The organism is Micromonospora lupini (genome assembly GCF_026342015.1).
Taxonomy (GTDB): domain Bacteria; phylum Actinomycetota; class Actinomycetes; order Mycobacteriales; family Micromonosporaceae; genus Micromonospora; species Micromonospora lupini_B.
Genome location: NZ_JAPENL010000001.1, coordinates 2,093,973 through 2,109,767, shown reverse-complemented (window position 1 = coordinate 2,109,767; position 15,795 = coordinate 2,093,973). Strand labels below are relative to the sequence as shown.

Here is a 15,795-nt window from a genome sequence, read left to right as displayed (position 1 = left end):
TGCCGGTCAGCCCTGCACCGGGGCCGGCTGCCCGGACGGCAGCGGCACCGGCACCGAGGCGATGGCCTGGCGCAGCACCTCCGCGGGGGTCACCCCGCGCACCTGCGCGTCCGGGGTGAGCAGCAGCCGGTGCGCGAACACCGGTTCGGCGAGCATCTTCAGATCCTCCGGCATGATCCAGCCTCGGCCGTCGATAAGCGCGTACGAGCACGCCGCCCGGGTCAGCGCGATCACACCCCGGGGGCTGACACCGACGCGTACCTGCGGATGGGTGCGGGTGGCGGCGGCCAGCCGGACCGCGTACGCGTAGAGCGGCTCGGCGATGTGCACCCGGCGGGCCATCCGGACCATCTCCCCGACCGTCGCGGTGTCGGTGACCGGGGCGAGCGCCTCGGGGGAGCGGACCGTCGCGCCGCGCAGCACCTCCACCTCGACCGCCTCGTCCGGGTAGCCGACGGACAGCTTCACCAGGAAACGGTCGAGCTGCGCCTCGGGCAGCCGGTAGGTGCCGTCCATCTCCACCGGGTTCTGCGTGGCGACGACCAGGAACGGCGACGGCACCGGGTGCCGGACCCCGTCCACGGTGACCGTGTGCTCCTCCATCACCTCCAGCAGCGCCGACTGGGTCTTCGGCGACGCCCGGTTGATCTCGTCGGCGATCACGATGTTGGCGAACACCGGCCCCGGATGGAACTCGAAGTCCCTGCTCGCCTGGTTGAAGATGGTCACACCGGACACGTCCGAGGGCAGCAGGTCGGGCGTGAACTGGATGCGCCGCCACTGACCCTTCACTGTCGCGGCGATGGCCCGCGCCAGGGTCGTCTTACCGACCCCCGGCACGTCCTCAAGCAACACGTGACCCTGGGCGAAGAGCGCGGTCAGGGCCAGCCGGACCACCTGCGGCTTGCCGAGCACCACCGCGTTGACGTTCTCGGCCAGCCGGGCGGCCAGGGCGGCGAAGCCCTGCACCTCCGGCTGGGTGAGCGGCTCGTGGGTGTTCACGGTCGGCGGTGCTCCTCGGCTGGTGGTTCAGCAGGTGGGCAGGACGTTGATGTTGTCGCCGCCCTCCAGGTTGAGCCAGGCCCAGGGAATGTAGTTCTTCCCGTTGAATTCGACCTGCACCCACCAGGTGCTGCGCTTCTGGTTGTTGTAGATCCACGAGTCGACGTCCTCGCCGGACTTCTTGCAGTACGCCTGGAGTCGGCGGCCCGGCTTCGCCCAGCCCACCTGCTTGTCGTTGTCCTGCGCGGCAACCGAGAAGACCTCATTACCGTTGCGGCGGCTGGCGACCTCCTTGTCGCAGTAGGTCCGCTGATCGCCGTCCGGCCCGTTGTTGCAGGTGGCGACGCCGTACAACGCCAGCGTGTCCTCAGCCCGCTGCGCGGTCCCCTTGCCGGCCGCGTTGGTGGCGGTCACCGTGAACGCGTACTTCGTGCCCGGCGTCAGCCCCGTCATCGTGATGCTGGAGCACGCCCCGGCCTTCGCCGGCTCACCCGACGTGCTCAGCGAGCAGGTGGCCCTGCCGCCGCCCGCGTCCACCGTGAACGTGACAGTCGCCGACGTGGCGGTCGCCGACGAGCCGGTGACAGTGACCTGCGGCGCGGCGACCGTACGGGCCGTGGCGGTGGCCTCCGGACCCGGCCCGGCCTCGTTGACCGCCTTCACCTTCACCGTGACGTTCTGGCCGTTGCCCAGACCGGTGACCGTCGTTCGGGTCTCGGTCACCTCACTGGTCTTGCCACCGACGTCCACCTGGTACTTCGTCACCGGCCGACCGTTCGCCTCGGCCGGTGACCACTGCACAGTGACCGCGCCCGGCTGGTCGGCGACAGTCCCGGCCTGCAGGTCCAGCGGCCGGCCGGGCGCCGCGAACGGCACCACCGTGTTGCTGACCGGCGACGCCGCCGAGCCGGCCCCCTTGTCGTTGACCGCCACGACTGTGAACGCGTACTGGGTGCCGAACTCCAGCTCACCGGCCGGCACCACAAGCTCCGTCTTCGTCGACTCACCGGCCGGCGCGTTCGTCCCCGCCGACGTGGCAGTCACCGCGTACTTGGCGATCTTGTTGCCCTGCCCGTTCGCGGCCGGCCACTTCACCACCACCGTGCCGTCCGGCCGCTCCTGCGCCGTGACACTGGCCGGCGGATCGGGCACCGCGGCGGTCGGGGTCACCGGGTTGCTGCTGCGCGCCGGGCCGTCACCCTTGGCGTTGACGGCATGCACCGCGAAACGGTACGTCTCGCCGTTGGTCAGCCCCTTGACCTCCACCGAACGCTGGTTGGCGCCCACCTCCAGGCGCTGGTCGGCGCCCTGCACGACGTACTTCGTGATCTCGGCGCCGTTCGCGGCGGCCGGCCGCCAGCTCACCCGGGCCTGAGCGTTGCCGGCGGCGGCGGTGACGCTGCGCGGCGCGCTCGGCTTGCCCACCCGGGGCTTCTTCGGCGGGGGCGGCGGCGGGGGAGCAGGCGGCGGGTCACCACCCAGCACGTCGTTGGCGTACTTGTCGACCTCGCGCACCTGGTGCTTGTCGTCCACCACCCGGGCCGTCGCCGAGTCGGGCGAGTTGATGAAGAGGTGGTTCTCCCGCACCTCCATCTCCAGTGGCCCGTTCGCCCGGCCCTTGATCGTGTCGACCAACTGGCCGCCCGCGTCGAAGGAGTAGATGGTGCCTGTCGCCTCGTCGGCGCAGTAGAACCGGTCGGCCCACGCCACCGCCGGGCTCAGCCGGTCGCCGCTGCCCGGCACCGTGAACGCCCGCTCCTCACCGGCGTCACCCACCACCAGCACCCGCCGCTCGGCCGGCACCGTCACCGGCACCCGCGGGCCGGAGGTGCGGGTCGGCATCGCCGCCGGGCCGGGCAGCGTCAACGGCGTCGGGTGGACCGCACCGCGCTGCACCCGCACCAGCCGTGCGGCCGTGCGGTCGAGCACCGCCACCCCGTCGTCCAGGGTGGAGACCACCAGCTCGTGGCTGGCGTCGGCCACGTCGTACGTCTCGACCCGCTCCGGGCTGAGCCCGCCCCCGGCCGGCGCGGCCGAGGCCGGCGCGGACGGCAGTTTCGCGGCGGTGACCGCCGAGACGGTGCCCTCGCTGGGCACCGCGATCCAGAGGCGGCCCTCGCCGTCGAAGGTGCCCCCGGTGATGCCCGGCGGATAGCGCACCGGCTCGCCGATCGGGCTCAACGACCGCGGGTCGAGCTGCCGCACGATGCCCTGCACGGCGTCGACGACGAACGCCGCGTCCTCGTGCAGGGCGACGCTCACGCCCAGGCCGGGTGTGGTCGGCGTGGTAGCGGTGAGCTGCAGGGTGGCCAGGTCCAGCGAGCTGATCTGCCCGGTCTGCAGATCGCGCAGGATCAGCAGCCGATCGGTCTGGGCGACCTGCATCGGGTGTCGGCGGGCGCCGGGAACCTCGGTGCGGGTGTCCACCCTGGCGGTGACCCCGTTGACCCGGGCCAGCTCGCTGCGCACCGTGCTCCACAGCCAGGAACTTGCGTCGTAGTTGGCCACCGCGTTGTCCGCCGCCCCCAGCCCCAGGACGGTAAGCCCCATGGCGGCCAGCAGCGCGGTGACCGTGCCGACCGTCACCAGCCCGCCGCGCAGTCGGGACCGGGAACGGGGGGCGTCGGTCCGCTCGGCGTCGTCGATGCTGGCCACAGCCGGCTGCCTTCCCTGAGTCGTGGCAGGTGGCGTACGCCTCGCGGCGACCCCTCCCCTGAGCCGGGTGCCATCATATGGCCCGGCCGGGAACGGGGGAACCCGCACGGTCACCCCTGTGGATACCGAGCGTGCGCAGTGGACGCCCAGCTCAACTCGACGATCGCGAACCCGACTGTGTCGGCTCGGCGGCGTCTACCGTTCGCGGTCACCCTGGCGACGGAATCCGTTCCGTGTCAACTCGGGGGCGTGGACCGTTCGCGGTTCGTGCAAACCTGGCCCGAGGTGGCGAAGCTGTCAGTGGAGTAGACCGCCAGCACCGTGAAGCAGTAGTCCACTCGGGAGCTGAGCCCGTTGACCGTGTGGCTGGTCCGCCCCGGTTCCACGGTGGCCATCACCCCCAGCGCCAGACCGGCCCGCCCGCCGGCGACCATGAACGGCACCGCGCCCCCGGACGGATCCGTCCAGGTCAGAGTGATCGTCACGAGGTCGTCGCGGAGCTTCAGGTCGCCGGGAGGGGGCCCGCTCGCCGACGGCGTCGCTACCACTGTGGCACCGGGTGGCGGCGGCGCGTCGTCGCGGTTCAACACCACCGCGCCCAGGCCGACGACCGCGACCAGGGCAACCCCGGCCGCCACCGCCGTACCGATCAGCGTCGCCCGACTGCGGCTCGTAGAACCACCCTCGTCGGCGTACGCGGTGGAGTAGGCGTCCTGCCGGTAGTGCTGTCCCGGGTACACCTCGTGGCTCTGCTGATAGGGCTGCCCCGGGTACTGCTGACTGGCCGCGTACTGCGCAGCGGGCGGGTACGTGGGAGTGACCGGCGGCGGGTAGGTCGCGAGCTGCTCCGCCGTCGTGTCCGGGGGTGGTGCCGGCGCCGGCCCGACGGCCGGGAACACCTCCGTCGACGCGGACGCGAGCCCCGACGGCTCGCCCTGCGCGGTCGACAACATCACGCTGGTGTCCGACGTGCCCTCGTCACCCGCGGTGGACCTGTCGCCCACGGTGGCCGCGCTATCCGGTGTGGTCTCCCCGTCCGGTGCGGGCTCCCCGAAGGTCGCCCGGCTCGGCACCACGGGGTCGCCGCCAGCCGTGGGCAGCGCATGCGGGGGCGCGCTGCTGCTCCAGGGCGGGGCGGTCAGTCCCCAGGGCGGCGCGCTCACCGGCGGCGCCGAGACGGGCTGGCTGTAGCCGGGTGGTCCGGACACGGGGTAGGGGTGGGCGGGTGGTCCGGACACCGGGAACGTCGGTGCTGGTGGTCCCGAAACAGGAAACGCGTGGCCGGGTGGTCCGGAAATGGGCTGGCTGTGGCCGGGTGGTCCGGACACGGGGTACGGGTGGCCGGGTGGTCCGGACACCGGGAACGACGGTGCTGGTGGCCCCGACACGGGATACGTGTGGAGGGGTGCCGCGGAGACGGGCTGGCTGTGGCCCGGTGGTCCGGACACCGGCTGGCTGTGGGGCGCCGGTGGCCCGGAGGCAACGTGGGACCGGTCGGGCGGTCCGGAGACGGGTTGGCCGTGATCGGGCGGGGCCGACACCGGACGGAAAGGACCCCCAGCCGGTGCGAGGGCTGGGCCGCCTTGCACAGGCGGCGCGGATACCTGCTGCGGGGCGACGGGCGTCGCGCCGACCGCGTGGTGCAGGGGCGGCCCGCTCACCGGGCGGGAGGGACCTGCGCCCGACGTCGTCGGAAGCGCCCCGGAGGGCCCCGGCCCGTCCGTCGTACGGGTCGGTCCGGTCGCCGCGATCCGGGCGGCCTCCTCGGCCAGCAGGGGCTCGATCTGCCGTACCTGAATGGTCGGGTCGGCCCACCGTGGAGCCGGAACCGGCGGTGGGGGTGCCGGCGGGGCGACGGCGGGCTGCGCGGCGGCCGGCGGGGCCGGGTTCGGGGCCGCCAGCGCCGGGGCCGCCAGCGCCGGGGGCGGCGCCTCGACGACCGGCTGGATCGGCTGATCACCAGTGCGCTGACGCGGTGGCGCGGGTGGCGGCTGCTGCCGGACGGGCGCCTGCTGGCCGGCCGCCCGAGGCGCTGGCGTGACCGGTGGCCGGGGCGAAGCCGCTGGCTGCTGCTCCGCTCGCTGGCGCGGCGGCACCGGACGATCGAGGGTGGCTGCCACCGGAGGCGTGGCGGACGTGGGCGGTGCGGGATGTGTGGGGGTGGCCGCCGGTGACGTGGCCGAGGCGGGCAGCGCCGGCTGGGCAGGGGTGCCTCGCGTCGGAGGCATGGTGGACGTCTGGGGCGCCGGCTGGGTGGGGGCCGGGGGAGGCGGCGGGGCCCAGGGCGACGCGGGAGCCGCAGGGTTGCCCGCTGCCGGCCGCATCGCTGCCAGGGTCGCCAGGGACAGCGTCGGTCCGGTCAACGCTCCGGAGGTCCCCGCCGTGGTAGCAGAGGTGGACGTCGACGGCCTGACGTCCGGCCGGTTCGGGCCAGGGTCGGCCTCGCCGAGGTAGTCGCGGGCGGCGCGTACCACCGGGTGGTGCTCGCCGAGCACGGCGGGCCCGGCGCTGGCCACGCGCGTGTAGTTGCGGCGGGCCTCGTGCCTGTTGCCCAACTCCTCGGCTACCTCGGCCAGTTCGAAGGCGAGTGCGAGCATCATCGGCTCGGAGTGGTCCCAGCGCCGCTCGCCCGCCGCGAAGGCCTCCTCCAGCACCCGGCGGGCGGCAAGCGGATCGTCCGCCTCGCGGTGCAGGCGCGCCAGCAGGTGCGCGGTGTGCAGCATCTCGGGATGGTCCTCGCCGAACGGCGGACGGGCGGACCCGACAGCGTCCGCAAGCAGCTGCCGGGCAGTGCTGAGGTCGCCCGCGGTGCGCAGTGCGAGGGCCTGTTGCTGGACGGCGGCCAGAGGAGAGGGATGGGACACAGGGCAATGCTGCCGTCACGGGGCCGCCGACGCTACCCGGGCCTACACCCGATCCCGCTTCGGTGACCTTTGGTGACGGGTGTGAGCAGCGGCGGGAGAGCGTGTCGGCGGGGCCCGGAAGGCGATGTGCATGATCCACGAGTGCCGTGTACAGTAACTCCCCGTGCGGCTCGCCGTGCCGACCTCGGATGGAAAGATCATCTGGGCGGCAGGGTAGGCTGAACGAGCAGGTCCGGGTGGCGGAATGGCAGACGCGCTAGCTTGAGGTGCTAGTGCCCGTATAGGGCGTGGGGGTTCAAGTCCCCCCTCGGACACCAAATTTCGTGGAAAATCACGATAAATAGGAAAGATTGACTGTCCTATTGTGCCTATTTGGGCCCAAATGTCATGAGTCTGGTTTGCCTGGTGGGTGGGCCCAATTTGGTCTATCCGCAGCGCGTTGACCGTCGGAGAGTGGCAGTGCCGGGGCCTGCGCGTCACTGTCGGTATGGGTCGATGATTTCCTTTGGGCGTAGCGCGGGGGCGGCGAGGTCGCGCAGCGTCGGCGAGGTGAGGTAGAACCTGCCGCGGGTCTCGCCGTGTTGTTCGAGCATGTCCGCCCGGACGAGGGCGCGTAGGTCGCGGGTTGCTTGGTCGTCGGTGAGGTTCTCGTCGCGTTGATAGAGGGTGCGGCGCACTCGGCCGCCGGTCGCGGCGAGGTGTAGGGCGCTGACCACCCGCTCCGGCAGGCCGTGACGTCGGACCCAGGTGTCGAGCAGTTCCCAGAGATGCGCGGCTTGGTCGAGGCGTTGCCGGACCAGTTGGGCTTGTTGGTGGTGGGCGCTGAGGCAGAATCGGATCCACCTGCTGGTGTCGTTGTCGGGCTGCCAGGTTGGGCCGCCTGCGTCACCGAGCGCGTCGTAGTAGGCGTAGGTGTTTCGGCCGACGCCGAGCCACTCCTCGATCGAGGAGAACTCCGGGGCGAGGACGCCGTCGCGGGCGAGTACGAGGGTGTGTAGGCAGCGTGACATTCGGCCGTTTCCGTCCCGCCAGGGGTGGATTTTGACCAGGTTCAGGTGGGCCATGGAGGCTCGGACGAGCAGCGGGGTTTCCGGTTCGCCGTTGGCCAGCCAGTCGATCAGCTCGGAGATCAGCGATGGAACGTCGTCGGCGTCTGGCCCGGTGTAGACGCGTCGGCCGGTGTGCGCCTCGTCGATGTGGATGTCTCCCGGGCGGTAGCGGCCCGGCCACTTGCTGAGGTCATGGCGGAGCATCATGAAGTGCAGCGCGTTGAGCAGCATGTGCTGCCAGGTGAACTCGCGTGAGCGGGCGAGTTGTTGCACGTAGGTCAGGGCGTCGCGGTAGCCGGTGATGACCTCCCAGGTTTGCGGGTTGGTCTCTACCGGTTCGTCGCCGGCGACGGCTGCGGCGGCGTCGTCCAGGGAGACCTGGTAGCCCTCGATCGAATTCGATCCCTGGATCGCGTGGGCGATCAGGGTTCGTCGGAGTTGCCCGGTCCAGCGGTGTGGCTCAGCGATCTGATACCGCAGGTTGTCCCGCATGGTGTCCAGTTCGCCGAGCACGCGCTTATCGTCATCGTCAAGTGCAGGAGTCCGATACAGCATACGCCAATCATACAATACTTCCCGCTTAATCCCAGATTGATTCCAGCATTACGGGGTGGGGGCACCAGGCCGCTCCTGACGCGTCACGCCCCGTCGCGTACCGCACTGCATGAGGTTGTTCGGTCATGACACCACTTATCCGACCGAAGGAACATCTCGTCGGTCCACTCGTACCTGCTGTCCTGCCCGCGCGTCCGGGTCCAAGCCCGATGCCGATGCCAGCTCTACCTGCCCGAGTCTGCCCACCGGCGATTACCGACGCCAGCCTGGTCCTGGGGATGGCTCTTCCGGCACGCTGTGGCCGGGTGAGCGTGCAGCACCTCCTGCGCGCGTTGGGCTGGCCCCCGTACCACCGCCTCGACATTGAGACGCGCCACGGCATGGTCGTCATCTGCTCGGCCAGTGACGGCCGCCATCAGGTGGGGCAGCCGAGGTGATCTGCCCTTGCCGGCGAGTGCCCGGCAGATGTGCCGCATCGAGCCCGGTCAACCCGTGCTGCTCGCCGCCATCGTTGCGCACGACCTGCTCGTCGTGCATCCCGTCAGCACCGTCGTACGCCTGCTCGCCGACCTGCACACTCACCTGGCGGGAGTGGGCAATGACCGCTGACCCCGCCGCCGTCGCTGCCGCACGACAGGTTCTGGCTCACCTGGGCGTCACGGTGACCGATCTGCAATCGCATCCCGCGACGCCGTCCGTTGTGCCGACGGTCGCCGAGTACCTGCCCCGCGTTGTCGCCGCTGCCGGGCCCGGAGCACGCCGCACCTACGGCACCTACTGGGAACGGATGGCCGCCGCGTGGTCCGAGCGGCCCGTGGACTCCGTCACCGCCAGCGACGTCGAGGCCCTGAAACAGGCGATGATCGCCAGCGCCGTGTCGCGGCGCAACAGCCGCAACGGCCGGCACGCCGGTGAGCACGTCATCGCCGCCGCCCGCGCGTTCTACCGACGTGCCATCGCCGACGGGCTGATCGACGCCGCCGCCAGCCCCGCGCACCGAGTCGCGAAACCCCGACGCCTACCCGGCACCCGCCGCGCGTTGACCGCACACGAGTTGGAGGAAATCAACACGATAGCGCGCACCAGCGGAAACGACGTCATCCTCGACGCGCTGCTCCTGCGCCTGCACACCGAGACCGCGTGCCGCCGCGGCGGCGCCCTGGCCCTACGGCTGGTCGACCTCGACACCACCAACGGGCTCGTCCGCCTCACCGAGAAAGGATCCACTGTCCGCTGGCAGCCCATCACCCTCGATCTCGCCGGACACCTGCGAGAGCACGCCGCCGCTCGCGGCGCGCTCCTGCCGACCGATCCGCTCCTGCGCGCGCGCAACGGCCAACCCATCACCAGCCGCCGCTACGACCACCTGTGGAAACGCTTAGGTGAGCGCCTGCCCTGGGTAGCCGTGCACGGCATCTCGACCCACTGGCTGCGGCACACCACGCTGACCTGGGTCGAACGGCACTTCGGCTATGGCATTGCCCGCGCCTACGCCGGACACACCGACAGTCCTGGTTCCTCCACCACCACCTACATCAAGGCGGATCTGCACGACGTGGCCAACGCGCTGTCGGCCATGACCGGCCAACCTCATCCGCTGGCCCGTCTGACAGATCACGCCGACAGGTGGTCGCAGGTGAACCACGTCGCATCGCCCAAGTCCGAGTAGGGGACAGCAGCCGCGTGCGGTGTTGGGGGAACCAGCTCCGGATGCGCCGCACGCGGCTCGGCGCGTTGCCGAAGCCGGCCAGCGTGCCTGGTCGCCGTCTACCTCGACGCGGCCGACCGGTGCGACGTCCAGACGCTGATCCGGCTCGGCCAGCAACCGTGAAGCGGCGGACTCTTGCGCTGCATCTGTCCGCCCAGGGCGCGCCAGCGTTTGTGGCTGGCGTCAGCGTCATCACGCTGCTGGCTGGTCCGGCGGAACCTGGCTCGCCGACAGGCCTTTCTGCGACGGGCCTGCCGCCCGCCTCCCCGTGGTCGCGCTCGCATAGTTGCTGTCCGCGCTTCTGCTCGGCCCCGGGTTGCGCGACGCGCCGAACACCGTCCTGATCGCAGCCTCCGTCGTGGCCCGCCACGGTCGCCACCGCACCGATAGCCGGCGTCATGTCTACCGGGTCGCGGGCGATACGAATGTGGTAAACGCCGATCTTGATGTCGCGCAGACACCGGTGTTACTTGCGCAGTTGTTCGAGGTCATTGAGTGCGGCGACGACGACGTTCCAGGCGATCCGGACGGTGTCGTCGTCGGGGGAGTAGTGCTGCTTGATCTGCTTCTTCGGGTGGACCAGGTTGCGGTGATTGCGCAGGACGTGGGCGTAGTCGATCACATCCCGAGCAACCCACTGTTTCTCACCGGCCAAGTCGATCAGTGACTCGAGGTGATCGGTCGGCCGCTGCCCTCCGCGGTGCTCAGCTACTGCCACGTCGTAGAGGACGCCTTCGAGGAGGCTTCCGAGCATGATGACAGCGGCGGTGTAGGCGCCGGATTGCCAGCAGATGTGGGCTTCGTTGAGACGAGCGGTGAGGTGGTGGCCGAAGTCCGGGTCTTGCAGGATCGTGGCCAGGCTCGCAGTGAGTTCCAGAGGTGCCTGCATGGCGGGTCGTTTCATCGTCGGCGTCTGCGTGACGAGTTCCGGGCGGCCCGATGTATAGCGGATCTGGTAGCCCTCAAAGGCGAGGATCCCGTTGAGGTCACCGACGAGATGCCGCCGGGCCTCGTCGTCGTCGAGGTATTCGCGGGGGTCGGCGAGGCGCAGGAGCAGTCGACGGAGCCCGTCGGGGTCGCGGCGGCGACGTAGCGTCTGCAGGACCCATTCGCGGCGACCGCCGCCGACGTCGCCGACGCGCCGCCAGCCTGCGGCTTCGAACAGGGCGGTGATCTGTCGGCCGGTACGGTAGTAGGGGGTGCTGTCGTCGCCGCAGATGATTTCAGCGAGTCGGTCGAGGACGTTACCGTCGAGTTCGATCGGCCGGTTGTTGCCGGGGCTGACGGGATCGGTTGTCATCGGTTCAGTTCCTCCTCGTTGTCGGAAGGCAACTCGATCGGCGTCCACGCTTCGGTGGTCACGTCCTGCGCGCGCCGAGGGCTGATTCGATGTTCGGCGAGGCGGGTGAACAGGGGCGCGAGTTCTTTGTCGGGGTCGAGCTCGAACTCGCTTTCGCGTATCCGAATGACTTCCCATCTCATACGGGATAGTTCTCGGTCGCGCCGTCCGTCGGCGGTGACATCGGTTGGTCTGGTGTGCCAGCGATGGCCGTCGCATTCGACTGCGAGTCTTCCACCGCTTCCGACGACCACGAGATCCAGTGTGCGGGACCCCACTTTGAACTGAGGCACGACGTGGTAGCCGCGCCGCTTGAGGATCCGGTAGACGCGCTGTTCGAGCAAGGATTCGAACGGGGGACTCTGGCGATCGGCGCTGACACTTTTGAGTTCCGGCGATACCCCGTAGACGGATGGGGGGTTCAGCATGTAGTTGACCAGGGAGGAGCGCAAGTCGTCGGGTTTGAAGTCGTGGGGTGCCACAGAGGTGAACAGCCAGAGCTGATCTTGGGCGCGGCTAACGGCGACGTTGTAGTTCTGGTAGAGGTACTGGCTGATCCGTCGAGGTGCTGCGGTGACGACTGTGGACAGGAAGATGATGTGACGCTCCGCTCCCTGGAAGTTCGGCGCCGACCCGACGCTGATCTGCCGAGCGGCGCGGACTTCCGGCGCGATGGCTGCATTGATCTCGTGGTCGAGAAGTTTGATTTGCCCCTGCCCGTGCAGAACGATGATGCCGAACGTCTTGCCCGCATATTTTGGGTTGTTGAGGCAGTCCAGCAACTGCGACACGATGCGTTTGGCTTCGACGGGGTTGCGGACAGCCTGGGCGGTTCCGTCGAGATACGCGCCGTCGACCTGAACGACGCGAAGGGGTTCCAGGTCGTCAGCCGTCCGCTCGCGTAGCGGAATAATTTCGCTGGCGCCGCGATAAAACTGGTCCTTCGACCAGTTGATAATCTCCGGCATGCAGCGGAAGTGCTCTCGAAGGCGGACAACCGCGTCTTTCCCGGATCGCGCCGACAGCAGGCCGTAGAGGTGCGATTTGGAAGTGAAGTGGTACCGGATCTCGGCGGGGAGGTCCCCGAGGTGCTCCTGAAGTGCCTGAAACTGTTCGTCGAAGCTCTTGCCCATTCGGTTGGGCGCCGGTGTGCACTGTTGGTCGTCGCCGACGACGATGATCCTGGGGGCCAGCCATAGGAGGAAGAGATGTTCTACGCCCACCTGACTGGCCTCGTCGACGATGATCACGTCGAAGGCATGGCGTGTGATAGTCAGATGTTCTAGCAGGCTCGGCAGGGGAACCACCCAGGCGGGCACAATGCCCTGAGCCTGGTCCATCGCGGCCTGCGCCGCCTGGCGCAACTCGCGGACCTTACGTCCGGTGCCGGCGCCGATCTGCTTGCGGAAACCGCGGAAGGCGCGGATGGCCCGCATGTCGGCGTCCGTCGTGCGGTTGACGAACGCGAGCGTGGCCTCGGCCGCCGCGAGTTGCGCCGTGACCTCGGCAAGATGTGTCTCGACACCGTCGTATTCTCGCCTGACCTGTTGTTCCGCCTCGGCAGTGCGCTGCCCGCGCACGAAGCGGTTCGCGTGTTGCCAGGCCCATGCCGCAGGGAGATCCCGCATGCGGTCCTCCCACTGCGGATCGTGAATGCTGTCCTGTAGGAGGTGAAGCAGCTGCGGGTGAGTGCTGTGCAGGAGGTGGGTGAGTCTGAGACGGCGCTGCTCGGCGTGGCGTTCCTGGCGTGCCGTATTCAGCGCCACGAGTCCTCGGCGATATCTGTCGAGGGATCGCTCGTCGACGGCGGTGATGAGTAGCTCAACCTCGGGGCACGGATTGTCGTAGGTGAGGTGCTGTCGGACAACGTCTCGGTGTCCGACTATCGTCTGCTGCGCTGCTTCTAGGCGGATGTGGTGGCGAGCGGCCGTCGTGGATGAGGTCACCTTGATGACGTCGTCAGTGGTGGACATCCTGGCCGGTAGGCCGGCGGCTTCCATGTGGTCCCGGATGGTGGTGTGGACGGCGCTGATTTCCTGGACCTGCGCAAGGAGCCGATAGGAATCTTGCAGCTCAGCCAGGGCCGTGGTGATGCTGCCAGCTTTGATCGCCACGCCGACGTCAGCCCACAGCCGCAGGAGCTGTGTTGTCTCGATATGCACCTCAAGGTGGTCCAGCGCCGCATCCAGCAGCGGCACCGTGGTCGGCGGCCGTCCATCAACGCGTATGCCGTTGATCAGCGCCGCGGCCCTGATGCGGGCCGGTGGGACGGTGAGCAGTGTGCGACAGGTCAGGCTCTGCAGGTGGGTGCGCAAGTCACGGCCCACGGTGAGCATGTGGCGGGCTTGCCCCAGGTCCAACTCGCCAAATTTCGTAAACCGCACCTCCGCACCTAACGCGTGCGTTCGCAGCTTCGCCTGCAAGCGGTCGGCGCGGCCGGCCACTTCGGCCAAGTGCCGCCACAGAGACTGCCGCCTACCCACGAAGTGATCGCCGATGGCACGGGTCACCCAGGAAGGCGATGCCGTGTCAGGGTCGACGCCGAGTCGGTCGATGAGGGCGGTGAGTCGTTGCCCGAGCAGGTCCAGGTTGTTCAGCAGGCCTTCACCGGCGGCCGCCAGGCGGGGCGCCCACACGGTGGTGTATTCCTCCACCGCGCTCGCGGCGTCGAGTTCGGCGGTGAACGCCTCGGCGAGCGCCGCCGGCGAGGGCAGCTCCGCCAAGTCGGGAATCGTCTGCGTGAGCCGCGCATTGCGGAGCGGATTCGTTGACCGGATCAGGCGAACCAGCTCGACAGCGTCCGCAGCCGTCAGGGGCGGCGTGTCAGGCGGGTCGGGGACCGCGGCCGGTATCCAGTCGCACCGTCCTGCGTTGCTCTTGACCTGACGAGCGATCTGACCCAGCGACCCCCGATACAGCTCGGTGCTGAACCAGGGAGCGACCGGGTCGTGCGCGATGAACTCGATCTCGCGGAGTTGGCGAATACGCTGGTTGAGGCCGGCGGACCGAGACCTCAGCTCATGCCTTTCACCGCGAAGCACCTCCACCAGCTTGGACAACGTCTCGTTGTCCGTGCCCGCCGTCAGGTCCGACAGCGCGTCTAGGCCCGAGCCGACCTCGATTGCGGCGTTCCTACCATCGGTCATCAACACGCACAGGTCACGCAACGACGCCGGTACCTTCGCGCGAAGCTCACGCAGCGCCTGATCCTTCTGGCTGGTAACGAGCACCCGCTGACCGCGAGCCAGCAGTGCCGACACCAGGTTGGCGATCGTGTGCGTCTTGCCGGTCCCGGGAGGCCCTTGGACTACGACACCCGTCTCCGAGCGAAGCAGCTCGATGACGTGCATCTGCTCATCGTTGGTGGGCAACGGAAACAGCGGGTCGCTGCCGAGGACGTCGCCGCTGGCAGCGCCCTGATGCTTGAGCCACTGGTTGCGATGCTCGGGCTCGGTGTCCACCACCAGTTGAGCAAGCGCGACGGGCACCTGCGTGTCAGGTTGGCGCAGCGCCTGACCAATGTGCTGGTAGGCCTCGGTCAGCAGTACCCGACTGCGCCGACGTACCACCAGCGCCGGCGAGAGACTAACCGTCGGTGCGCTCGGCAGCTCGTCTTCCATCACGATCGGTGGAGCTTCGGTCTGCACGTCGGTGTCGAGACATTCCTCCAGCAGCTCCACGATCGGGCGCAGCAGCTCCAGCCATGGCCGGTTGCCATCGACGATCGCCTGACGGTGAGGTCTTCCACGCTCGCTGCGGAACAACTCCTGGTCGCCGAGAAGTTCCCGGTCCTCGGTCCGGCGGCGTCCAGTCCCCATCGACACCGATACCTCAGCCGTGGCTCGATCCAGCCGCGCCACGACACCTTCGGTCGCAAGGTGGCGACGAAAACGCGTGCCGTCCGGGGCCGTCCACCGGAGCAGGCCGATCCCGAGAATGAGCTCGTACTCGTCGTTTTGCTGCTCCAACAGCTTGGCAGCGCGCTCAAGTTGCTCGTATAGCCGCCGGACCGCGTGTACGCGCTGTGTCTCGTCGGACCAGGCCTGCCACTGTTCGGACCAGGCGTCGAAGGCACGCACAATGCGACCGGGCGGCCCTGCGCGACCGTCCTCGTCCTGAGGCGGGGCGCTCAACAGGCGCGGCGCGGGACCACCTGCTTTACGCATGGACTTCATGTCAAGCCACTCGTGCAGCAACTCCGGTGGCGCCGGCTCCGCTGGCGCCCGGGCCGGGCGTAAACGAATGATCACATCGTCGGCGGGGCTGGCTACCCACTGGACACCCTGCGGCAGGGCATCGAGCCAGACAAGGAGATCTGGTAGGTCGAGATCCTCCAGGATGTCGCAAACCGGATCCCGTTCGACTGCGGCTGTCACATCCGCGAGAAAATCAATCAGCTTCGTAGTCTTCCCGATCGCATCCTGACTGAGAGTCACGCTCGCATGCACCCCCTGTTAGTTGACAGGCAACGTCACAGACTGCGCTGCCTACAACCAAGATCACAAGGGTGATGCCGTGGCGCGGCATGAGTGAACGGTCCGAGCAGGGGCGCGGGCCAAAATCGCGCACCCGCCGCCACCTCACCTCTGCGGTGCTCGCGGGCGGCACCGCGATAGTCTGCAA

9 protein-coding genes, 1 tRNA gene and 1 pseudogene are annotated in these 15,795 nt (G+C 69.1%); 4 read left to right on the top strand and 7 right to left on the bottom strand.

Annotation, left to right across the window (positions count from 1 at the left end; translation table 11 throughout):
• Positions 1-6: 6 nt before the first annotated feature.
• The 3 genes from OOJ91_RS09175 to OOJ91_RS34560 all read right to left on the bottom strand — a co-directional run bounded on the left by OOJ91_RS09175 (position 7) and on the right by OOJ91_RS34560 (position 4,613).
• Positions 7-1,002: an AAA family ATPase gene (locus OOJ91_RS09175; protein ID WP_266244210.1), complete on the bottom strand. Its 996-nt coding sequence runs from the start codon at positions 1,000-1,002 to the stop codon at positions 7-9.
• Positions 1,003-1,029: 27 nt separating this feature from the next.
• Positions 1,030-3,657: a fibronectin type III domain-containing protein gene (locus OOJ91_RS09170; RefSeq protein ID WP_266244209.1), complete on the bottom strand. Its 2,628-nt coding sequence runs from the start codon at positions 3,655-3,657 to the stop codon at positions 1,030-1,032.
• Between the two features lie 236 nt (positions 3,658-3,893).
• Positions 3,894-4,613: a fibronectin type III domain-containing protein gene (locus tag OOJ91_RS34560; protein ID WP_439117065.1), complete on the bottom strand. Its 720-nt coding sequence runs from the start codon at positions 4,611-4,613 to the stop codon at positions 3,894-3,896.
• Between the two features lie 4 nt (positions 4,614-4,617).
• Here OOJ91_RS34560 and OOJ91_RS09160 point away from each other — a divergent pair, with 4 nt between their 5' ends.
• Positions 4,618-4,848 (top strand): hypothetical protein, encoded by a 231-nt coding sequence (locus tag OOJ91_RS09160; protein ID WP_266245402.1) that lies wholly within the window; start codon positions 4,618-4,620, stop codon positions 4,846-4,848.
• 1,234 nt (positions 4,849-6,082) lie between these two features.
• Here the strand turns inward: OOJ91_RS09160 and OOJ91_RS34360 are convergent.
• A pseudogene (locus OOJ91_RS34360) lies at positions 6,083-6,521 on the bottom strand (tetratricopeptide repeat protein); the annotation flags it as partial.
• A gap of 230 nt (positions 6,522-6,751) precedes the next feature.
• Between OOJ91_RS34360 and OOJ91_RS09150 the strand changes: the two are divergent.
• Positions 6,752-6,838, top strand: a tRNA-Leu gene (locus tag OOJ91_RS09150).
• Between the two features lie 159 nt (positions 6,839-6,997).
• On the opposite strand, the gene OOJ91_RS09145 is transcribed toward OOJ91_RS09150, so the two are convergent.
• Complete coding sequence (locus OOJ91_RS09145) at positions 6,998-8,083, bottom strand: Fic family protein (RefSeq protein ID WP_266244208.1); 1,086 nt, start codon at positions 8,081-8,083, stop codon at positions 6,998-7,000.
• 486 nt (positions 8,084-8,569) lie between these two features.
• On the opposite strand from OOJ91_RS09145, the gene OOJ91_RS09140 reads away from it, so the two are divergent.
• A complete protein-coding gene (locus OOJ91_RS09140) occupies positions 8,570-8,734 on the top strand; it encodes a hypothetical protein (RefSeq protein ID WP_266244207.1) in 165 nt (54 codons plus the stop codon).
• Complete coding sequence (locus OOJ91_RS09135) at positions 8,724-9,794, top strand: tyrosine-type recombinase/integrase (protein WP_266244206.1); 1,071 nt, start codon at positions 8,724-8,726, stop codon at positions 9,792-9,794. The genes OOJ91_RS09140 and OOJ91_RS09135 overlap by 11 nt, the downstream gene beginning before the upstream one ends.
• 505 nt (positions 9,795-10,299) lie before the next feature.
• Here OOJ91_RS09135 and OOJ91_RS09130 read toward each other — a convergent pair.
• Both OOJ91_RS09130 and OOJ91_RS09125 read right to left on the bottom strand, forming a co-directional pair.
• The gene (locus OOJ91_RS09130; RefSeq protein WP_266244205.1) at positions 10,300-11,133 is read right to left on the bottom strand and encodes a hypothetical protein; all 834 of its coding nucleotides are present in this window, start codon (positions 11,131-11,133) and stop codon (positions 10,300-10,302) included.
• Positions 11,130-15,608, bottom strand: coding sequence for an AAA domain-containing protein (locus OOJ91_RS09125; protein WP_266244204.1), 4,479 nt, complete (start codon positions 15,606-15,608; stop codon positions 11,130-11,132). The genes OOJ91_RS09130 and OOJ91_RS09125 overlap by 4 nt, the downstream gene beginning before the upstream one ends.
• Positions 15,609-15,795 lie beyond the last annotated feature (187 nt).

What these genes read in the sequence shown, in the direction of transcription:
- OOJ91_RS09130 (WP_266244205.1), bottom strand. Translation starts at nt 11,133, where the DNA reads ATGACAACCGATCCCGTCAGCCCCGGCAACAACCGGCCGATCGAACTC.
- OOJ91_RS09135 (WP_266244206.1), top strand. Translation starts at nt 8,724, where the DNA reads ATGACCGCTGACCCCGCCGCCGTCGCTGCCGCACGACAGGTTCTGGCT.